Source organism: Nocardia sp. NRRL S-836, assembly GCF_001279525.1.
Taxonomy (GTDB): Bacteria; Actinomycetota; Actinomycetes; order Mycobacteriales; family Pseudonocardiaceae; genus Lentzea.
This window is the reverse complement of record NZ_LGDY01000177.1, coordinates 162,107-177,541: the sequence shown is the minus strand read 5'-3', so window position 1 is coordinate 177,541 and position 15,435 is coordinate 162,107. Positions and strand designations below refer to the sequence as shown.

Annotated in this window: 19 protein-coding genes; 7 read left to right on the top strand and 12 right to left on the bottom strand. The window is 71.0% G+C overall.

Going from position 1 to position 15,435, the window contains the following annotated elements; all coding sequences use genetic code 11:
* Positions 1 to 94: 94 nt before the first annotated feature.
* The 7 genes from ADL03_RS50390 to ADL03_RS44600 all read right to left on the bottom strand — a co-directional run bounded on the left by ADL03_RS50390 (position 95) and on the right by ADL03_RS44600 (position 5,678).
* Entirely contained in the window at positions 95 to 664 is a 570-nt protein-coding gene (locus ADL03_RS50390; RefSeq protein ID WP_053739710.1) for a TetR/AcrR family transcriptional regulator, read from the bottom strand.
* Positions 607 to 1,896 (bottom strand): NAD(P)/FAD-dependent oxidoreductase, encoded by a 1,290-nt coding sequence (locus tag ADL03_RS44910; RefSeq protein WP_063798919.1) that lies wholly within the window; start codon positions 1,894 to 1,896, stop codon positions 607 to 609. Before ADL03_RS44910 ends, ADL03_RS50390 begins: the two co-directional genes overlap by 58 nt.
* Before the next feature lie 79 nt (positions 1,897 to 1,975).
* Complete coding sequence (locus ADL03_RS44615; RefSeq protein ID WP_231642869.1) at positions 1,976 to 2,698, bottom strand: VTT domain-containing protein; 723 nt, start codon at positions 2,696 to 2,698, stop codon at positions 1,976 to 1,978.
* Between the two features lie 17 nt (positions 2,699 to 2,715).
* Positions 2,716 to 2,910 (bottom strand): hypothetical protein, encoded by a 195-nt coding sequence (locus ADL03_RS47935; protein WP_157529801.1) that lies wholly within the window; start codon positions 2,908 to 2,910, stop codon positions 2,716 to 2,718.
* Between the two features lie 14 nt (positions 2,911 to 2,924).
* Positions 2,925 to 4,076, bottom strand: a complete 1,152-nt coding sequence (gene nagA / locus ADL03_RS44610) for an N-acetylglucosamine-6-phosphate deacetylase (RefSeq protein WP_053739708.1) — start codon at positions 4,074 to 4,076, stop codon at positions 2,925 to 2,927.
* A complete protein-coding gene (locus ADL03_RS44605; RefSeq protein WP_197289193.1) occupies positions 4,076 to 4,984 on the bottom strand; it encodes an ROK family protein in 909 nt (302 codons plus the stop codon). Before ADL03_RS44605 ends, nagA begins: the two co-directional genes overlap by 1 nt.
* Positions 4,985 to 5,111: 127 nt before the next feature.
* Positions 5,112 to 5,678 carry a SigE family RNA polymerase sigma factor gene (locus ADL03_RS44600; RefSeq protein WP_053739706.1) on the bottom strand — a complete coding sequence of 189 codons (567 nt, stop codon included), beginning with the start codon at positions 5,676 to 5,678 and terminating at the stop codon, positions 5,112 to 5,114.
* Between the two features lie 39 nt (positions 5,679 to 5,717).
* Here ADL03_RS44600 and ADL03_RS44595 point away from each other — a divergent pair, with 39 nt between their 5' ends.
* Positions 5,718 to 5,999: a YciI family protein gene (locus ADL03_RS44595; protein ID WP_053739705.1), complete on the top strand. Its 282-nt coding sequence runs from the start codon at positions 5,718 to 5,720 to the stop codon at positions 5,997 to 5,999.
* 55 nt (positions 6,000 to 6,054) lie between these two features.
* On the opposite strand, the gene ADL03_RS44590 is transcribed toward ADL03_RS44595, so the two are convergent.
* Both ADL03_RS44590 and ADL03_RS44585 read right to left on the bottom strand, forming a co-directional pair.
* Complete coding sequence (locus ADL03_RS44590) at positions 6,055 to 6,906, bottom strand: SDR family oxidoreductase (protein WP_053739704.1); 852 nt, start codon at positions 6,904 to 6,906, stop codon at positions 6,055 to 6,057.
* Between the two features lie 45 nt (positions 6,907 to 6,951).
* Positions 6,952 to 7,878 (bottom strand): aldo/keto reductase, encoded by a 927-nt coding sequence (locus ADL03_RS44585; protein WP_053739703.1) that lies wholly within the window; start codon positions 7,876 to 7,878, stop codon positions 6,952 to 6,954.
* A gap of 73 nt (positions 7,879 to 7,951) precedes the next feature.
* On the opposite strand from ADL03_RS44585, the gene ADL03_RS44580 reads away from it, so the two are divergent.
* Positions 7,952 to 8,725: a TIGR03620 family F420-dependent LLM class oxidoreductase gene (locus ADL03_RS44580; RefSeq protein ID WP_053739702.1), complete on the top strand. Its 774-nt coding sequence runs from the start codon at positions 7,952 to 7,954 to the stop codon at positions 8,723 to 8,725.
* Here the strand turns inward: ADL03_RS44580 and ADL03_RS44575 are convergent.
* A complete protein-coding gene (locus ADL03_RS44575; RefSeq protein ID WP_053739701.1) occupies positions 8,715 to 8,999 on the bottom strand; it encodes a DUF427 domain-containing protein in 285 nt (94 codons plus the stop codon). The two genes, ADL03_RS44580 and ADL03_RS44575, sit on opposite strands and share 11 nt — an antisense overlap.
* Before the next feature lie 10 nt (positions 9,000 to 9,009).
* Here ADL03_RS44575 and ADL03_RS44570 point away from each other — a divergent pair, with 10 nt between their 5' ends.
* Both ADL03_RS44570 and fbaA read left to right on the top strand, forming a co-directional pair.
* Positions 9,010 to 9,807, top strand: a complete 798-nt coding sequence (locus ADL03_RS44570) for an LLM class F420-dependent oxidoreductase (RefSeq protein WP_231642868.1) — start codon at positions 9,010 to 9,012, stop codon at positions 9,805 to 9,807.
* A gap of 57 nt (positions 9,808 to 9,864) precedes the next feature.
* Complete coding sequence (fbaA, locus tag ADL03_RS44565) at positions 9,865 to 10,899, top strand: class II fructose-bisphosphate aldolase (RefSeq protein ID WP_053739699.1); 1,035 nt, start codon at positions 9,865 to 9,867, stop codon at positions 10,897 to 10,899.
* A gap of 73 nt (positions 10,900 to 10,972) precedes the next feature.
* Here the strand turns inward: fbaA and ADL03_RS44560 are convergent, their stop codons facing one another.
* The gene (locus ADL03_RS44560) at positions 10,973 to 11,812 is read right to left on the bottom strand and encodes an SDR family oxidoreductase (RefSeq protein ID WP_053739734.1); all 840 of its coding nucleotides are present in this window, start codon (positions 11,810 to 11,812) and stop codon (positions 10,973 to 10,975) included.
* A gap of 84 nt (positions 11,813 to 11,896) precedes the next feature.
* Between ADL03_RS44560 and ADL03_RS44555 the strand changes: the two genes are divergently transcribed.
* Positions 11,897 to 12,283, top strand: coding sequence for a helix-turn-helix domain-containing protein (locus ADL03_RS44555; protein ID WP_053739698.1), 387 nt, complete (start codon positions 11,897 to 11,899; stop codon positions 12,281 to 12,283).
* Here the strand turns inward: ADL03_RS44555 and ADL03_RS44550 are convergent.
* Positions 12,280 to 13,395 carry a hypothetical protein gene (locus tag ADL03_RS44550; protein ID WP_053739697.1) on the bottom strand — a complete coding sequence of 372 codons (1,116 nt, stop codon included), beginning with the start codon at positions 13,393 to 13,395 and terminating at the stop codon, positions 12,280 to 12,282. The two genes, ADL03_RS44555 and ADL03_RS44550, sit on opposite strands and share 4 nt — an antisense overlap.
* Before the next feature lie 250 nt (positions 13,396 to 13,645).
* Here ADL03_RS44550 and ADL03_RS44545 point away from each other — a divergent pair, with 250 nt between their 5' ends.
* Both ADL03_RS44545 and ADL03_RS44540 read left to right on the top strand, forming a co-directional pair.
* Positions 13,646 to 14,053 carry a DUF3151 domain-containing protein gene (locus ADL03_RS44545; RefSeq protein ID WP_053739696.1) on the top strand — a complete coding sequence of 136 codons (408 nt, stop codon included), beginning with the start codon at positions 13,646 to 13,648 and terminating at the stop codon, positions 14,051 to 14,053.
* 190 nt (positions 14,054 to 14,243) lie between these two features.
* Positions 14,244 to 15,395, top strand: coding sequence for an aromatic acid exporter family protein (locus ADL03_RS44540; protein ID WP_231642867.1), 1,152 nt, complete (start codon positions 14,244 to 14,246; stop codon positions 15,393 to 15,395).
* Positions 15,396 to 15,435 lie beyond the last annotated feature (40 nt).

The window sequence follows — 15,435 nt, the reverse complement described above, 5'->3', positions numbered from 1 at the left end:
CCGCGCGATCGCCACCCGCTACGACAAGACCGCCCTGTCTTATCAAGCCATGATCGACCTGGCCACCCTCACCCTCTGGCTTTGAGGACAGGCCCTAGGGGCGATACCCGACCTGGTCCAGCACCCTGTGCAGGTAGGCCTCCAGCTCGGCCGCCGAGTGCTGCTCCGGGCGGCTCAGCGCCCGGTAGAAGAGCGCACCCCCGACCAGGTCCACGACGAGCGACAGGTCGGTGCCGGGCGGGAAGCCGGGCCGGATGACGTCGTAGAGCACCGCCCGGCGGGGTGCGATGAACAGCTCCCAGTACCGCCGCATCAGCGCGAAGTTGTCCGCGGAGGCGCCCACGATCCGGCGCAGCAGCTGGATCGTCTGCGGCGTGGACATCAGCGCCGCCCACGCCTTCAGCGTCTCCTCCGGTGGCGCGACGGCCATCCGTTCCGGATCGAGCGCCGCGACGGTGCGCGGCAGCTCGATCACGCTGAACAGCAGCTCCTCCTTGGTGGCGAACCGGCGGTAGACGGTCGCGCGGGTCACGCCGGCGCGTTTGGCCACCTGTTCGATCGACGTGCCGTCGAGGCCGCGTTCGAGGAACAGGTCGAAGGCGGCCGTCAGGATCGCGTTGTCCGCCTCGGGGTCGCGGGGACGCCCAGCACTTCGTTCAGCCACGCGGCAAGCCTTCCGGGGGTCGACGGGCCGCGCCACGCCAGGTGCCCGTCCGGGCGCACCAGCAGCGTCTCGCCGGCGCGTTCATGGTGCACGACGTCACCGAGCCGGTCACGCGCCACCTCCAGGCACGCCGGCGGGCCCGCCAGCACCCACCGCCCCACCCGCGCGAACGCCGGCACCCGTTCACCGCCGCGCCGGCCTGCGACCAGCGGACCGGAGTACCGGACGTCGAGCTGCGAGGCGAAGCGGACCAGCCGCCGTTGCACGACGGGTGCGCCGAGCAACGGCCACAGCACTCGGTCGCGCGCCGTCCTGGTCAGCCGGCCGGAACCCATGACCAGCCGGGTCGCGGGCGTGGTGGCGGCGAGCACCCGCGCGCCGACGGGCCGGCGTTCGGACTCGTAGGTGTCGAGCAGCCGGTCCGCCGCCCTGCCGTGCACGACCAGCGCGAGCTTCCACGCGAGGTTGTCCGCGTCACCCAGCCCGGTGTTCATGCCCTGCCCGCCCAGCGGGCTGTGGATGTGGGCGGCGTCGCCCGCCAGCAGGACGTTGCCGCGCCGGTAGCTCGCCGCCTGCCGCCGGTGGATGCGGAACGTCGACTCCCACTCCACCGAGTCGACCGGTCCGGGCGTCCACCGGCCGCCGTCCGGTGCCATGACCCGCCAGAGACCGCCGGGCAACGGGAAGACGGTCGTCATCGCCGGTCCGTCGAAGTAGATGTGGATCGACTCGCGGTCCAGGTCCCACCGGGCGTGGACGTCGCGCAGCAGGAAGTTCTCCATCACCTGCTCGCCCTCGAACGCGATCCCCGCCCTCTTCCGCACGGCCGAGTGCGCGCCGTCGCACCCGACCAGCCACTCCCCGTCCGGCACCGCCGCCGGTGCCGGGGTGTTCCACTCGATCTCCACGCCCAGCGCGGACAACCGGTCGCGCAGCCGTTGCTCCACCCACGCCTGCGACACAACGAGCTGCCCCGCCTCCCGCAGCAGGCCGAGGTCGAGCGCCGGCTCACCGTTGATCCGCAGCCCGCGCAGCCGCACCGCCTTCTCCGGCAGGTCGCCCAGCGCACCCAGCCTGGCCAGCACCTCGGCGCCCCTGGGCTGCACACCCAGCGCCCGCGACGTCGTGGCGGGCCCGTCGGCCACGTCCACGATCCGCACGTCCACCCCGAACTGCCGCAGTCCGCACGCCAGCGCCATGCCGGTCGGCCCTGCCCCCACGATCGTGATCATATAAATACAGTACAGCTCTGTATTCAATCCGCGCCAGCAGAAAGCCCGCCGGTCGTGACCAGGCGGGCTTGGGGAAGGCTCAGCGCTCGATGCGCGGGATGATCTGCGTCGAGTCGTCCTGCAGCTGCGCTTCCATGACCTGGGTGATGTCGTCGGCCTCTCCCTGCACGAGCGACTTCTTCTCCCGGCGCGCCTTGACCACCTCGATGATGATCGGCACGACCGACAGCAGCACGATGGCGAGCAGCGTGATCTCGAGGTTCTCCTTGATGAAGGTGATCTGCCCGAGGTAGTAGCCCAGCACGGTCAGGCCCGCGGCCCACGCCACGCCGCCGATCGCGGAGTAGGTGAAGTACTTCTTGGGGTCCATCCGCCCGACACCGGCCATGGCCGTGATGAACGTGCGGACGATCGGCACGAACCGCGCGAGGACGATGGCACGCGGGCCGTACTTGTCGAAGAACTCCTGCGTCTTGTCGACGTACTCCTTCTTGAAGATCTTCGACTCGGGTTTGCTGAACAGCGCCGGACCCGCTTTGCGGCCGATGTAGTAGCCGGCGACGTTGCCCACGAAGGCGCACACCGTCAGCAGGACGCACACGAGCCAGAGCGGCGTCGAGATGTGACCCGCAGCGACGAAGAGACCCGCCGTGAACAGCAGCGAGTCGCCCGGCAGGAAGAACCCGACGAGCAGACCGCACTCGGCGAAGACGATGAGGCACAGCCCGACGAGCATCCACGGACCGAGCATCGTCAGCAGTTTTTCGGGATCCAGCCAGTCAGGGCCCAATGCGATCGTCACAGGCACAACGGTACAGGTCAGCCCAGCGTGATCACTGCGGCCACCGTGCCCGCGGCCAGGCCCAACAGCAGGGCGAGGCCCAGCACCCACCACACGGACATGGGTGCCGGCCGCTCGGGAGCAACTGGGGCAGATACGGCAAATCCGGCATTCGTGCTGGTCGCCTGCGCGCGCAGGGCGTTGGTCACCAGTCGCTCCGGATCGTCCGCCATGCCCCGTCCTCAGCTCAGTCCTTGACCCACTCGCCCTTGCTCATCACGTCTGCAGGCTTCAATTCTGCATCGAGCACCACGATGTCGGCGGCGCAGCCCGGTTGCAGCTTGCCGGTCTCCAGCCCGAGCAGCTCCGCACCACGGGTCGAGGTGGCGTACGCGGCCTCCACGAGCGACAGTCCACACGCGTTCACCGCGTTGCGGAACGCCATGTCCATCGTGAGCGTGCTGCCGGCGAGCGCGGCGCCTCCGGCCAGCGTCGGGACACCGTCCACGACGCGCACCTCCAGCCCGCCCACGTCGTACACGCCGTCGCCCACACCCGCCGCCGCGATGGCGTCGGTGATGAGGACCGTGCGCCGCAGACCGGCGTGGTGCGCGGCGAGGCGGACGGCGGTCGGGTGCAGGTGCACGAGGTCGCAGATGAGCTCGACGGTCACGCGTTCGTCGTCCAGCAGCGCGCCGATCGGGCCGGGCTCGCGGTGGTGCAGCGGGCGCATGCCGTTGAACAGGTGCGTGGCCACCGAGGCACCGGCGTCGACGGCCGGGCGGACCTGCGCCTCGGTCGCGTCGGTGTGGCCGATGGCCGCGATGACGCCCGAGTCCACGAGCTGGCGCACCGCCGTGACCGCGCCGTCCAGCTCCGGCGCGATGGTGATCATGCGGACGGTGCCCTTGCCCGCGTCCAGCAGCTTCGTCACCGCGGTCTGCTCCGGCGGGCAGAGGATCGCGGGGTCGTGCGCGCCGCAGCGGGCGGCGGACAGGAACGGGCCCTCCAGGTGCACGCCCGCGACCACGCCCTCCTGCACCAGCTCGGCCAGCGCGGAGACCTGGTCGGCCAGCTCCGGCACCGGACGGGAGACCAGCGACGCGAGCAGCGTCGTGGTGCCGTGCCTGCGGTGCGCGGCGGCGGCCTTGCGGACCTTCGCCGGGTCGCTGCTGGTGAACGCGTCACCGCCACCGCCGTGGCAGTGGATGTCGACGAAGCCGGGCACGATCGTGCCGCCGCCCACGTCGGTGGTCGGGCCGTCGGGTGCGGGGCCCTCACCGACGCCGACGATGCGGCCGTCGCGCACGCTGACCCACCCGTTTTCGAGCACCCTGTCCGGCGTGACAACCCGACCTCCGGTCAGGGTCACGTCGACCGGTCCACCCCACGTGCTCATCACGCCTCCAGCGTGTCGATGGCCAGCAGCGCCGCTCCGAGGCTGCCCGCCTCGTCGCCGAGCGCCGCGAGCCGCAGCTCCGGTCGGCGCTGGAAGGCGATCAGCCCGTCCAGCCTGTCCTCGAGCGGCTCCACCAGCAGACTTCCCGCCAGCGCGAGCCCACCGCCGAGCACCACGGCCTCGGGGCCGAGCAGCGTCGCCAGCACCAGGATCCCCCTGGCCAGCGCGTCCACGGCCTCGTGCCACACGGCGACGGCGTCCTCGTCCCCGGCTCTCACCAGGCTTGCCACCTCGGCGGCACCGCGAACCGCGGTCCCGGTGCGCTCGGTGTAGCGGCGGGCGATCGCCGCAGAGGACGCGACGGTCTCCACGCAGCCGACCTGCCCGCACGCGCAGGGCACGCCGTGCCCCACGTCCACGTGCCCGATCTCGCCCGCGTACCCGCCGCCGCTGAAGATCTGCCCGTTCAGCAGCAGCGCACCGGCGATACCGGTGCCGATGGGCATGACCACCGCGTTGCGCAGGCCCTTCGCGGCACCCATCCGGCACTCGGCCAGCCCCGCGGCGCGCACGTCGTGACCGAACGCGACGGGCACGCCGAGGCGTTCGGTGAGGACGGTGCTGAACGGGAAGTCGCTCCACGGCAGGTTGGTCGTGTACACGCCGATGCCGTTGGCCTCGTCCACGATGCCCGGCGCCACGACGCCCACGGCGTCGATCTCGTGCTCGCAGGCGCCGCGGAGCTCGTCGACCAGTTCCACGAGGACGTCCAGCAACGGCTCCAGCCGTGCCGGGGTCGGCCTGCGCGCGTGCTTCTCGACCGCCACTGCCTGCGAGGTGCCGGCGACGAGCGCGGCCTTGGTTTCGGTGCCACCGATGTCGACGGCGACCACGTGTCTGCGTGCCACGAGGACTGATCCTGCGGCATTGGCACCCTATTGGTCTATACCAAGCACCGGATTGGGCGCGTGTCGATGTGACCTGAAACCACGCTCACCGGGCAAAACGGGTGTCAGGTGCGGGTGTGACGTTGCGTCAACGGCCGGCCATGAGCTTCTGCAGCGCGTCGAGCGCCCTGGAGGCGGTCGACTTCACGGTGCCCTTCGAGATGCCGGTCGCCTCGGCGATCTCGGCCTCGGACAGGTCGCCGTAGTAGCGCAGCACGAGCACCTCGCGCTGACGCGGCGGCAGCTGCTGCAACGCCTTGACCACGGCCTGGTGCTCCGCGGTGAGCATCGCGAGCGACTCGGCCGACCTGGCGTTCGCCACGTGCGGCGGGGTGTAGTCGCGTGCGGTCTTGCGGCGGCGCAGCACGCTGCGCGAGCCGTTGACCACGGCCGTGCGGAGGTAACCCACGGCAGCCTGGGCGTCGCGCAGACCCTTCCAGTTGCGGTGCAGGCCGGTGAAGGCCTCCTGCACCACGTCCTCGGCCGTCGCCGGCTCGTCGACCAGCAGCAGCGCCAGCCGGATGAGGCGCATGCGGTGCTGCTTGTACAGGTCTTCGAGCGTCAGCGGCCCAGCGGGAGGTCCTGCGACGCCGTCCTTGATCCGCAGGTTGGTCAGGGTGTCCTGCACGCTGCGCGGGGTTTCGTCGCCAACCACAGGGTAGGACGGTACCGGTCACGTCGCTACGGTGGTGGCATGGCCCGCTTTGCAGTCGAATTGGTGTTCGGTCCCGACAACGAGAAGCGCCTCGCGGTGCGCCCGGCACACCGCGAGTACATCGCCTCGCTCGTGGAGAAGGGTGTCGTCCTCGCCGCAGGTCCGTACGCGGACGACACCGGCGCGATGATCGTCTACGAGGCCGCGGACGAGACGGCGGTGAAGGAGGTCATCGCCGCCGACCCGTACACGCCCGCCAACGTGGTCGAGCAGTGGAACATCCGCGAGTGGAACGTCCTGCTCGGCCTCTGGCTCTCGTAACACGGCCGCGCCCCGGCGCGGCGGCGAGTTCGTCGGGAAACCGAACTCGCGGACGTCAGCGACTAGCCGCCGCCCCGCCGGGTCCGACCAGGCCGGAGGTGTCGTTCGCGGCCATCTGGCGGTCGGCCTCGGCCACCTCCGCGACCGACTGGCGGTCCACGACCACCGGCGTGAACGCGCGGAAGTACTTCAGGGCGCCGACCCAGCCGGGGACGTGGACCGCCTTCGCCCGCTTCTCGATGCCCCTGACCACGGCCCTGCCGACGTTGCGGACCGGGTACTTCTTGCCGGCCAGGCCCGGCATGCCCTTGCGCAGCTTGCCGAACACCGGGTGCTCGTCGGCGCTGTTGACCATGTCCGTGGCGATCCACGAGAAGTACGCCGTGCCGACGTCCACGCCGAGGTGCCGGACCTCCGCGCGCACGCTGTCCGCGAACGCCTCGCAGCCCGCCTTGGCCGCCGAGTAGGCCGCGTTGCCGGGGATGTGCACGATCGCCGCGAGCGACGACACGACCAGGCAGTAGCCGCGGCTGCGGATCAGGTGCGGCAGCGCCGTGCGGACCGTGCGCCACACACCGAGCAGATTGACCTCGATGACCCGTTCGAACGCTTTCGGGTCCATCGAGCGCACGAACCCGGTCGCCGCGATGCCCGCGTTCGCCACCACCACGTCGATGCCGCCGAAGTGCTCGGCGACCTCGTGGAAGGTGCGTTCGAGGGCGTCCCAGTCGGTGACGTCGGCCTCCCAGGCCCTGCCACCGGTCTCCAGCGCGACCGCTTCGAGCTGGGCTTTTTCCAGCCCGACGAGCGCGAGCCGAGCCCCGCGAGCGGCAAGTTGCCTCGCCACCTCGGCGCCGATGCCCCTGGCCGCGCCGGTGATCAGTACCACCTTGCCCGTGACGTCCATGACCGCCACGGTAACGCAACCTACTCCCGGTAAGCTACTGGCAAGTTAAATTGCACTCAGGCGGTCCACCTCGGCCTGCGCCAGTTCAAGCCCCAGCACCGGCGTGAGGTCGTTGAGCTGCTCCAACGTCCTGGCCGACGCGATCGGCGCCGCCACCGTCGGCTGCTGGGCGAGCCACGCGAGCGCCACCGCGGCGACCGTCGTCGCGTGCGTCTCGGCCAGCTCGTCCAGCACCTCCAGCACCTGCAGGCCGTGTTCGTCCAAGTACTTCGACGCGGCACCGGCCCGTGCGCTGCTCACCTCGACGCCCGGCCGGTACTTGCCGGTGAGGAAGCCCTTGGCGAGCGAGAAGTACGGCACGGTGGCCAGGCCGTGCTCCGCCACGACGCTGCGCAGCGGGCCCTCGAACTGGTCGCGGCTGACCAGGTTGTACTCGGGCTGCAACGCCACGAACCGCGCGAAGCCCTCGCGTTCCTGGATCTCCAGCGCCTTCGCGAGCCGGTCGGCGGAGAAGTTGGACGCCGCGACGTAGCGGACCTTGCCGTCGCGGACGAGCTGGTCGTAGGCGGCCAGCGTCTCCTCCAGCGGCGTGTCCGGGTCGTCCAGGTGGTTGTAGTAGAGGTCGATGTGGTCCACGCCGAGCCGCTTGAGCGACCGCTCGGCCGCCGTCAGGACCGTGTCGCGCTTCTGGTTCTTGAAACCGGCCAGCATGCCGACCTTGGTGGCGACCACGACGTCGTCGCGGTTGCCGCGCCGGGCCAGCCACCTGCCGATGATCGACTCCGACTCGCCGCCGGAGTTGCCGTCCGCCCAGGCCGAGTACACGTCGGCGGTGTCGAGGAAGTTCCCGCCCGCCGCGGCGTAGGCGTCGAGCACGGCGAACGAGGCGTCCTCGTCGGCGGTCCAGCCGAAGACGTTGCCGCCCAGGCACAGGCGTGACACGTTCAGGTCAGTGGTGCTCAAGATCGCCATGTTCCGACGGTAGTCCGCGGCCGATCCGGGCGCGCCGGGAATTCACCGGCTGGGACGGGGGTTGCTCCGGAGCATGACGGACCCGGGGAAGTTCGGCGTGTGGCGGCGTGACGACGAGTGGGCGCGCGACCTCGACAGCGCGGCCGGTTTCGAGGAGCTCGGCTTCACCACGCTGTGGACCGGCGGCACCCCGCCCGCCGACCTCGCGGTGTCACGGCAGCTGCTCGCGCGCACCCGGTCCGCGGCGGTGGCCACGAGCATCGTGAACGCCTCGGCCACCGACCCGGCCGCGGTCTCCCGGTCGGTGCGGGAGGTCGGCGACCGCTTCCTGCTGGGCCTCGGCGTCGGCGACGGGACGTACGCCGGCCTGCTCGCCTACCTGGCCGAGCTCGACGTGCCCGGCACGCGGGTCGTGCTCGGCGCGCTGGGCCCGCGAGCGCTGCGGCTGGCCGCCGAGCACACCCTCGGCGCCCACCCGTACCTGACGCCCGTCGCACACACGGCCGCCGCACGGCCGTTGCTGCCCGGCAAACTCCTCGCGCCGGAGGTGACCGTGCTGGTGGAAGACGATCCAGTGCGCGCGCGTACGGCCGCACGGCAGTTCATCGGCCGCTACCTGGCCGGGCCGAGCAGCCGGAACAACCTCCTGCGGCACGGCTTCACCGAGGCCGACCTGGCCGGCGGCGGCTCCGACCGGCTGGTGGACGCGCTGGTCGCGTGGGGCACGCCGGACGAGGTGGCGGGGAAGGTCCGCGAGCACCTCGCGGCCGGCGCGGACCACGTGGCCGTGCAGTTCCTCAACGGCCACCACGAACAGGTGGCCGTCGCGCTGGGCCTCAGGCCGTGATCGTGACGCCCTTCCAGAACGCCACCCGGCCCTTGATCTGTTTCGCGGCGTCCTTCGGCTCGGCGTAGTACCAGGCCGCGTTGGTGTTCTCCGCGCCGTCGACCTGCAGCGAGTAGTAGTTGGCCGTGCCCTTCCACGGGCAGACCGACGTGTGGTCGGTCGGCTTCAGCACGGCCGGGTCCACGGAGTCCAGCGGGAAGTAGTGGTTGCCCTCGACGATCACGGTGTCGTCGCTCGACGCGATGATCTTGCCGTTCCACTCAGCGGTTGCCATGGTTTCCACTATGCCTTCGAAAGCGTCACTCGGAACGTTCGGTGTGTGGGGCTCGCACTTGCAGTGGGCCGAGAAGATCGACCGGGTCGCCGAGCTCGAGGACCTCGGCTACGGCACGTTCTGGATCGGCAGCTCGCCCGACGTCGGGCTGGTCGGGCGGGCGCTGGCCGCGACCGGGTCGATGACCATCGCCACCGGCATCGTCAACGTCTGGCAGTCCGAGCCGGAGCAGGTCTCCGCCGAGTTCCACCGGCTCGCGAGCGACCGGTTCCTGCTCGGTGTCGGCGTGGGCCACCGGCAGCTGGACCAGGCCTACGAGCAGCCCTACGACAAGCTCGTGTCGTACCTGGACCGGCTCGACGTGCCCGCGGAGAGCGTCGTGCTCGCCGCGCTCGGCCCGAAGGTCCTGCGGCTCGCCGCCGACCGCACCGCGGGCGCGCACCCGTACCTCGTCCCGGTCGAGCACACGGCGCACGCGCGCGAGGTCCTCGGCGACAAGCTCCTCGCCCCCGAGGTGACGGTCGTCGTGGAGGAGGACCCGGCCGCCGCGCGGGCGATCGCACGCGAGCAGCTCGCGTTCTACTTCACGCTCACCAACTACACGAACAACTGGCTGAGGTGGGGTTTCTCGGCCGAGGACGTCGCCGGTCACGGCTCTGACCACTTGATCGATGCACTCGTGGCCTGGGGAAGCCCGGACCAGGTGGCCGCCAAGTTGCGGGCGCACGTCGACGCGGGGGCGGACCACGTTGCCATCCAGTCGCTGAACGGGCACTACGCCGAACTGGCCGCCGCGTTGGGCCTGTGACCCAGCCTCGTAGGATGCGGTTGATACGGCGTTCAGGGCACCTGAGGAGGACGACCGATGCCCATCGCAACTCCCGAGGTCTACGCGGAGATGCTTGACCGGGCCAAGGCGAACGAGTTCGCCTACCCCGCGATCAACGTCACGTCTTCGGAGACTCTCAACGCGGCTCTGCGCGGGTTCGCCGAGGCCGAGAGCGACGGCATCATCCAGGTCTCGACCGGTGGTGCCGAGTTCGCCTCGGGCACCAAGGTCAAGGACATGGTGACCGGCGCTGTGGCGCTCGCCGAGTTCGCGCACGTGGTTGCCGCGAAGTACCCGGTGAACATCGCACTGCACACCGACCACTGCCCGAAGGACAAGCTCGACGGGTACGTGCGTCCGCTCATCGCCATCAGCCAGGAGCGGGTCGACAAGGGCGGCAACCCGCTCTTCCAGTCGCACATGTGGGACGGGTCCGCTGTCCCGCTGGAGGAGAACCTCCAGATCGCGAGCGAGCTGCTGGACCTCGCGGCCAAGGCGAAGATCGTCCTCGAGATCGAGGTCGGTGTCGTCGGTGGCGAGGAGGACGGCGTCGACAACGAGATCAACGACAAGCTCTACACGACGGCGGACGACTACCTGTTGACGGTCGACGCCCTCGGTACCGGCGAGAAGGGCCGCTACCTGCTGGCAGCGACCTTCGGCAACGTGCACGGCGTCTACAAGCCGGGCAACGTCAAGCTCCGCCCGGAGATCCTCAAGCAGGGCCAGGACGTCGTGGCCGAGAAGCTCGGCCTGGCGGCCGGCTCGAAGCCGTTCGACCTGGTCTTCCACGGCGGCTCCGGCTCGCTGCTGGAGGAGATCCACGAGGCCGTGTCGTACGGCGTCATCAAGATGAACATCGACACGGACACGCAGTACGCCTTCACCCGTCCGATCGCGGCGCACATGTTCGCGAACTACGACGGCGTGCTGAAGGTCGACGGCGAGGTCGGCAACAAGAAGGCCTACGACCCGCGCAGCTACCTCAAGGCAGCCGAGCAGGCCATGGCCGCCCGCATCGCCCAGGCGTGCGAGCACCTCAAGTCGTCGGGCCGCATGATCGCGGGCTGACCGCTCTGACCCCACGCGGGGACCTTTCGTCCGCTCCTGTCGGGCGAAAGGTCCCCGCGTGGCGTTTCACGGGCTAGCGGAACGCGGCGGCGTTGCGGGAGGCCCAGGCCGTGAACGGGCGGGGCGCGCGGCCGAGGACGGTCTCGACGTCCGGGCTGACGCGCAGCTCGGTCCCGGTCGGGTTGCCGAGGATGTCGAGGGTGTCGTCGGCGAGCTCGGCCGGCATCACCCGCGCCATGCCCGCCCTGGCCTCCGCACGGGTGAGCTCGTGGAACCGCACCGGCTCGCCGAGCGCGGCGGCGATGGCCGCGGTCTGCTCGCGCGGCGTGACCACCTCCGGCCCGGTGAGCTCGTACACGCCACCGGTGTGCCGGTGGTCGGTCAGGCAGGCGGCGGCGACCTCCGCGATGTCCGCCGGGTCGACGACCGGCACGCCGACGTCCCCGAACGGCGCGGCCACGGTCCGTTGCGCACGGACGGACTCCGCCCACCACAGCGCGTTGGAGGCGAACCCGCCCGGCCGCAGGAGCGACCAGTCCGCACCCGACGACCGCAGCACGTCCTCCAGCGCACGCAGCTCGACCCGGGTCGTGCCGAACGGCCTGGTCACCACGCCCAGCGAGGACAGCAGGACGACCCGGCGCACCCCGCTCGCCACCGCCCTGGTGATGACGTCGGCCGGGTTGGCGCCGACGGCGTGCAGGTCCCCGGACAGCAGCACGAACAACGCCTTCGCCCCGGTCAGCGCCGGGTCGAGGCTCGCGGGCTCCGCGAGGTCGGCCACCACGTGCCGGACGCCGGACGGCACCTGCGCGGCGTGCCGCGACACCGCCGTCACCTGCTCGCCTGCCTCGGCCAGCGCCTGGACCAACGGCCGGCCCACGTTCCCGGTAGCCCCGGTCACCACGATCATGAACAGCTCCTTCGTCGTTGTGGGCACGACGCTAGGAACCGGGCTTACCATTCGTAAGGACGTACCTGCGGGTAAGCTCACAACGTGGCGGGAGGCGTGCAGGTGGACCAGACCGGGCAGGCGAAGCGGTATGACGTGTTTCACACCGACTGTCCCGCGCGGGACATGGTCGACCACGTCACCAGCCGGTGGGGCATCTGGGTGCTGATCTCCCTGCGCGGCGGCGACCTCAGGTTCTTCGAGCTGCGCGACAGCATCCGCGGCATCAGCGAGAAGATGCTCTCCCAGACCCTGCGCGGCCTCGTCGAGGACGGCCTGGTCTGGCGGCACGTGGAACCGACGACCCCGCCGCAGGTCAGCTACGGGCTGACCGAGTTCGGACGGGACGTCGGCGAACCACTCACGGACCTGTTCGACCGGATCACCAGCAAGCTCGCGGCGTCCGGCGCGGTCCGGCCGGAACCGCGCTAGCCCAGCTTCAGGCGCGCGGCGAGCAACTGCGTCTCCGGCCGCCGGATCGCCATGTCGCCCGCGGTCCACAGCACCGCCATCAGCACGGCCGTGACCGCCGCCGACGAGAACGAGATGGGCGGCGCCCACAGGTACTGCTGCTGCGCCCAGATCCCCACGTACCCGACCGTGGTGACCGCGGCCGACCCGAGCACCGCCGCGGCCGGCGTCGGCATCTTCACCAGGTGTGCCGCGTCGATCACCAGACCCACCGCGACCAGGAACAACGGCACCGCGGACTTCGGGAAGTCGATCCCGGCGAGCAACGGCCAGATCAGGCACCGGTACGCGATGTACCCGCCGGCCACCGCCGTCGCCGCCCACGGCCGGCCGATCGTGCGCCGCGCGATCACGAGCACGATGGCCGCCGCCACCAGGCCCCACACCGGGTAGACCCAGTCGGCGATGGGCAGCGCGAAGTTGACGACCGCCGCCCGCCCGACCGGGATGCCCAGCTGGTCGGCGGCGAACTGCAGCAGGATCGGCTCGGCCTCCGGCTTACCGCTGTCGTAGGCCTGCAACGCGCGCACGCCGTACTCCTGGTGCTGGTTGGGGAACCAGAAGTTCTCCAACACGAAGAACCACAGCGCCACCAGCCCGAACGTGCGCTGGTTGCCGGCGGGGAAGTACTTGATCCACCCGCGGACCGCGCCCGCCAGCATCACCGCCGTCCCCAGGTACAGCAGCGCGTGCGAGCCCGACCAGCTGGTGATGTCCAGGCCGTTGATCCGGTGGTTGATCACGTCGATCGGCAGGGCGATCAGAAAGATCCCGCAGCCGACCTGCATGAGCCGCACCGTGGCCTTGTCGACGCCGTAGCCGGTGAAGGTGTGGAACAGCGTGAGCCCCACCACGATCACCGTGCCGACGGTGTTGATCAGGTGCGGTGGCGCGAGGTCGTCGCGCAGCCACTTGAAGTGCCACGAGACGTCCCACGACGAGCCGATCAGCTTCAGCAGCAGCCCGACGAGCCACAACCGGTAGAGCTGCCTGGTCAGCACGGCAGGTGTCTCCCTGCCGGGCGCACCCCGCTCCCAGTACGTGTCCCTGAACTGCCTAACCCCCTGAATCATCCGCCCATCATGAGGTGACGGTCGGTGATCAGGAAGGCCGACTCACCCTGGTTTTACCCTGATGTTTCCAATTCGTGTGCACCACCGGGTGAATCGCGTTGATCTGTCCAGCTCGGCGCGGCACCATGCTCGCCCATGAGCAAGAAGATCGTCGCCGGTGTGCTCGTCACCGCCCTGGTGCTCGCCGTGGTGGCCACCGTCCTGAGGCTGTTCGTGTAGCAGTCACGGCGCGTGCGGCAGGATGGGCCGCATGGTTGAGAACCTCCTCGGGCCCGAGCCGACTCGTCTCCCCGACCGTCCTGAGGCGCAGGCCGCTGCGGACGGCGGGACGGACCCCGCCAAGATCGTGCGCGCCTACCCGGACTTCTCCGAGGCCTGGGCGTCGCTGGCCGAACGCTCGCTGCACGCCGGCGACCCGGTCGCCGCCTACGCCTACGCCCGCACCGGCTACCACCGCGGCCTCGACCAGCTGCGCCGCTCCGGCTGGAAGGGCTTCGGCCCCGTGCCGTGGGACCACCGGCCCAACCAGGGTTTCCTGCGCGCCCTCGCCGCGCTCGCCCTCGCCGCACGTGAGATCGGCGAGGACGAGGAGTGGGAGCGCTGCTCGAAGTTCCTCGCCGAGAGCGACCCGAAGGCACCGGCCGCACTCGGCCTCTGACGTCCGGGGGTGGTCGGCTCGCCACCGACCGCACCCGACTCCGCCACCGGCGGCGGCTTGGGGCCGCCGCCGGTGTGAGCCTGCTCGCCGCAGCACCGCAACCGGGTCTGCGCAGGTTGTGCCCCGTGGCCGTGGGATCAAGACTGGCTGCGGACGGCGAGCGGAAGACGGGGTGGCAGTGGTGGGCGCGGTGCGGGATGCGGTCGGTCGTGGGCTGAAGCGGTGGCGTGCCGCCGCGTTGCCGATCGTCCACTGCGCCCTGTCCGCCGGCCTGGCCTGGGTGGTGGCCACGCTCGTGATCGGCCACCAGCACCCGTTCTTCGCCCCCATCGCGGCGGTCGTCTGCCTCGGGGTCTCGCTGGGGCAACGGCTCCGGCGCGTCGGCGAGCTCGTCGTCGGCGTGTCGGTCGGCGTCGGCGTGGGTGACGCGCTGATCAGCTGGATCGGCAGCGGGCCGTGGCAGATCGCGCTGGTGGTCGCGCTCGCGATGTCGGCGGCGGTGCTGCTGGACGGCGGTTCGGTGATCGCGCTGCAGGCCGGGTCGAGCGCGGTGCTCGTCGCCACCCTGCTGCCGCCGAGCGCGGGCGGCGGGTTCGACCGCATGATCGACGCGCTGACCGGCGGGCTCGTGGGGCTGGCCGTCGCGGCGTTGCTCCCGGCCAACCCGATGACCGTCGCCCAGCGCCAGGCCAAAGCGCTCACCGGCACCCTGAGCAGCGCGCTGCGGAACATCGCCGAGGCCATCACCGGGCAGGACGCGGTGAAGGCGGCCGGTGTCCTCGCGGAGCTGCGGACCAGCCAGACCGCGATCGACGACTACAAGGCGGCGCTGCAGACCGGCAGCGAGATCGCGAAGATCGCGCCGATCCGGTGGCGCTCCAAGGACGAGCTCCGGCGGTACCACACGGCGGCGGGCCCGGTGGACTACGCGATCCGCAACACGCGCGTGCTCGCGCGCAGGACCATGGCGGCGCTCAAGGCGGAGGAGCAGATCCCGGACGGCGTGGCGCAGGTGCTCATGGCCTACGCGGACGCCGTCGACTGCCTCAGGGCCGAGCTGGAGAAGGGGCAGACGGCGCAGCGGACCAGGGAGGCCGTGCGGGACGCCGCACGTCAGCTGACCGCGCGGCGTCTCGGCGGGGACGGGTTCTCGTCCAAGGTGGTGCTGGCCCAGATCCGCAGCATCGCGGTGGACCTGCTGCAGGCGACCGGGCTGAACCGGAGCGAGGCGGTGGAGGCGCTGCCCCCGCTCAGCCCTCCGGCCGGTTCAGCAGACCCAGCAGCAGCGAGTGAACCGGCTCGTGGTCGCGAGGATCGGCCAGGGCGCACGCAGCGCCCGTGATGGCGTACCACTCTTCCGCGCCTTCGTAGCGGACCCGTGC

Bases quoted from the DNA above. Each gene is read 5' to 3' on its own strand.
- ADL03_RS44550 (WP_053739697.1), bottom strand. From the start codon at position 13,395: ATGATTCAGGGGGTTAGGCAGTTCAGGGACACGTACTGGGAGCGGGGT.
- ADL03_RS44910 (WP_063798919.1), bottom strand. From the start codon at position 1,896: ATGATCACGATCGTGGGGGCAGGGCCGACCGGCATGGCGCTGGCGTGC.
- ADL03_RS44560 (WP_053739734.1), bottom strand. From the start codon at position 11,812: ATGATCGTGGTGACCGGGGCTACCGGGAACGTGGGCCGGCCGTTGGTC.
- ADL03_RS44585 (WP_053739703.1), bottom strand. From the start codon at position 7,878: ATGGCGATCTTGAGCACCACTGACCTGAACGTGTCACGCCTGTGCCTG.
- fbaA (WP_053739699.1), top strand. From the start codon at position 9,865: ATGCCCATCGCAACTCCCGAGGTCTACGCGGAGATGCTTGACCGGGCC.
- ADL03_RS44590 (WP_053739704.1), bottom strand. From the start codon at position 6,906: ATGGACGTCACGGGCAAGGTGGTACTGATCACCGGCGCGGCCAGGGGC.
- nagA (WP_053739708.1), bottom strand. From the start codon at position 4,076: ATGAGCACGTGGGGTGGACCGGTCGACGTGACCCTGACCGGAGGTCGG.
- ADL03_RS44595 (WP_053739705.1), top strand. From the start codon at position 5,718: ATGGCCCGCTTTGCAGTCGAATTGGTGTTCGGTCCCGACAACGAGAAG.
- ADL03_RS44580 (WP_053739702.1), top strand. From the start codon at position 7,952: ATGACGGACCCGGGGAAGTTCGGCGTGTGGCGGCGTGACGACGAGTGG.
- ADL03_RS44575 (WP_053739701.1), bottom strand. From the start codon at position 8,999: ATGGCAACCGCTGAGTGGAACGGCAAGATCATCGCGTCGAGCGACGAC.
- ADL03_RS47935 (WP_157529801.1), bottom strand. From the start codon at position 2,910: ATGGCGGACGATCCGGAGCGACTGGTGACCAACGCCCTGCGCGCGCAG.
- ADL03_RS44545 (WP_053739696.1), top strand. From the start codon at position 13,646: ATGGTTGAGAACCTCCTCGGGCCCGAGCCGACTCGTCTCCCCGACCGT.
- ADL03_RS44570 (WP_231642868.1), top strand. From the start codon at position 9,010: ATGCCTTCGAAAGCGTCACTCGGAACGTTCGGTGTGTGGGGCTCGCAC.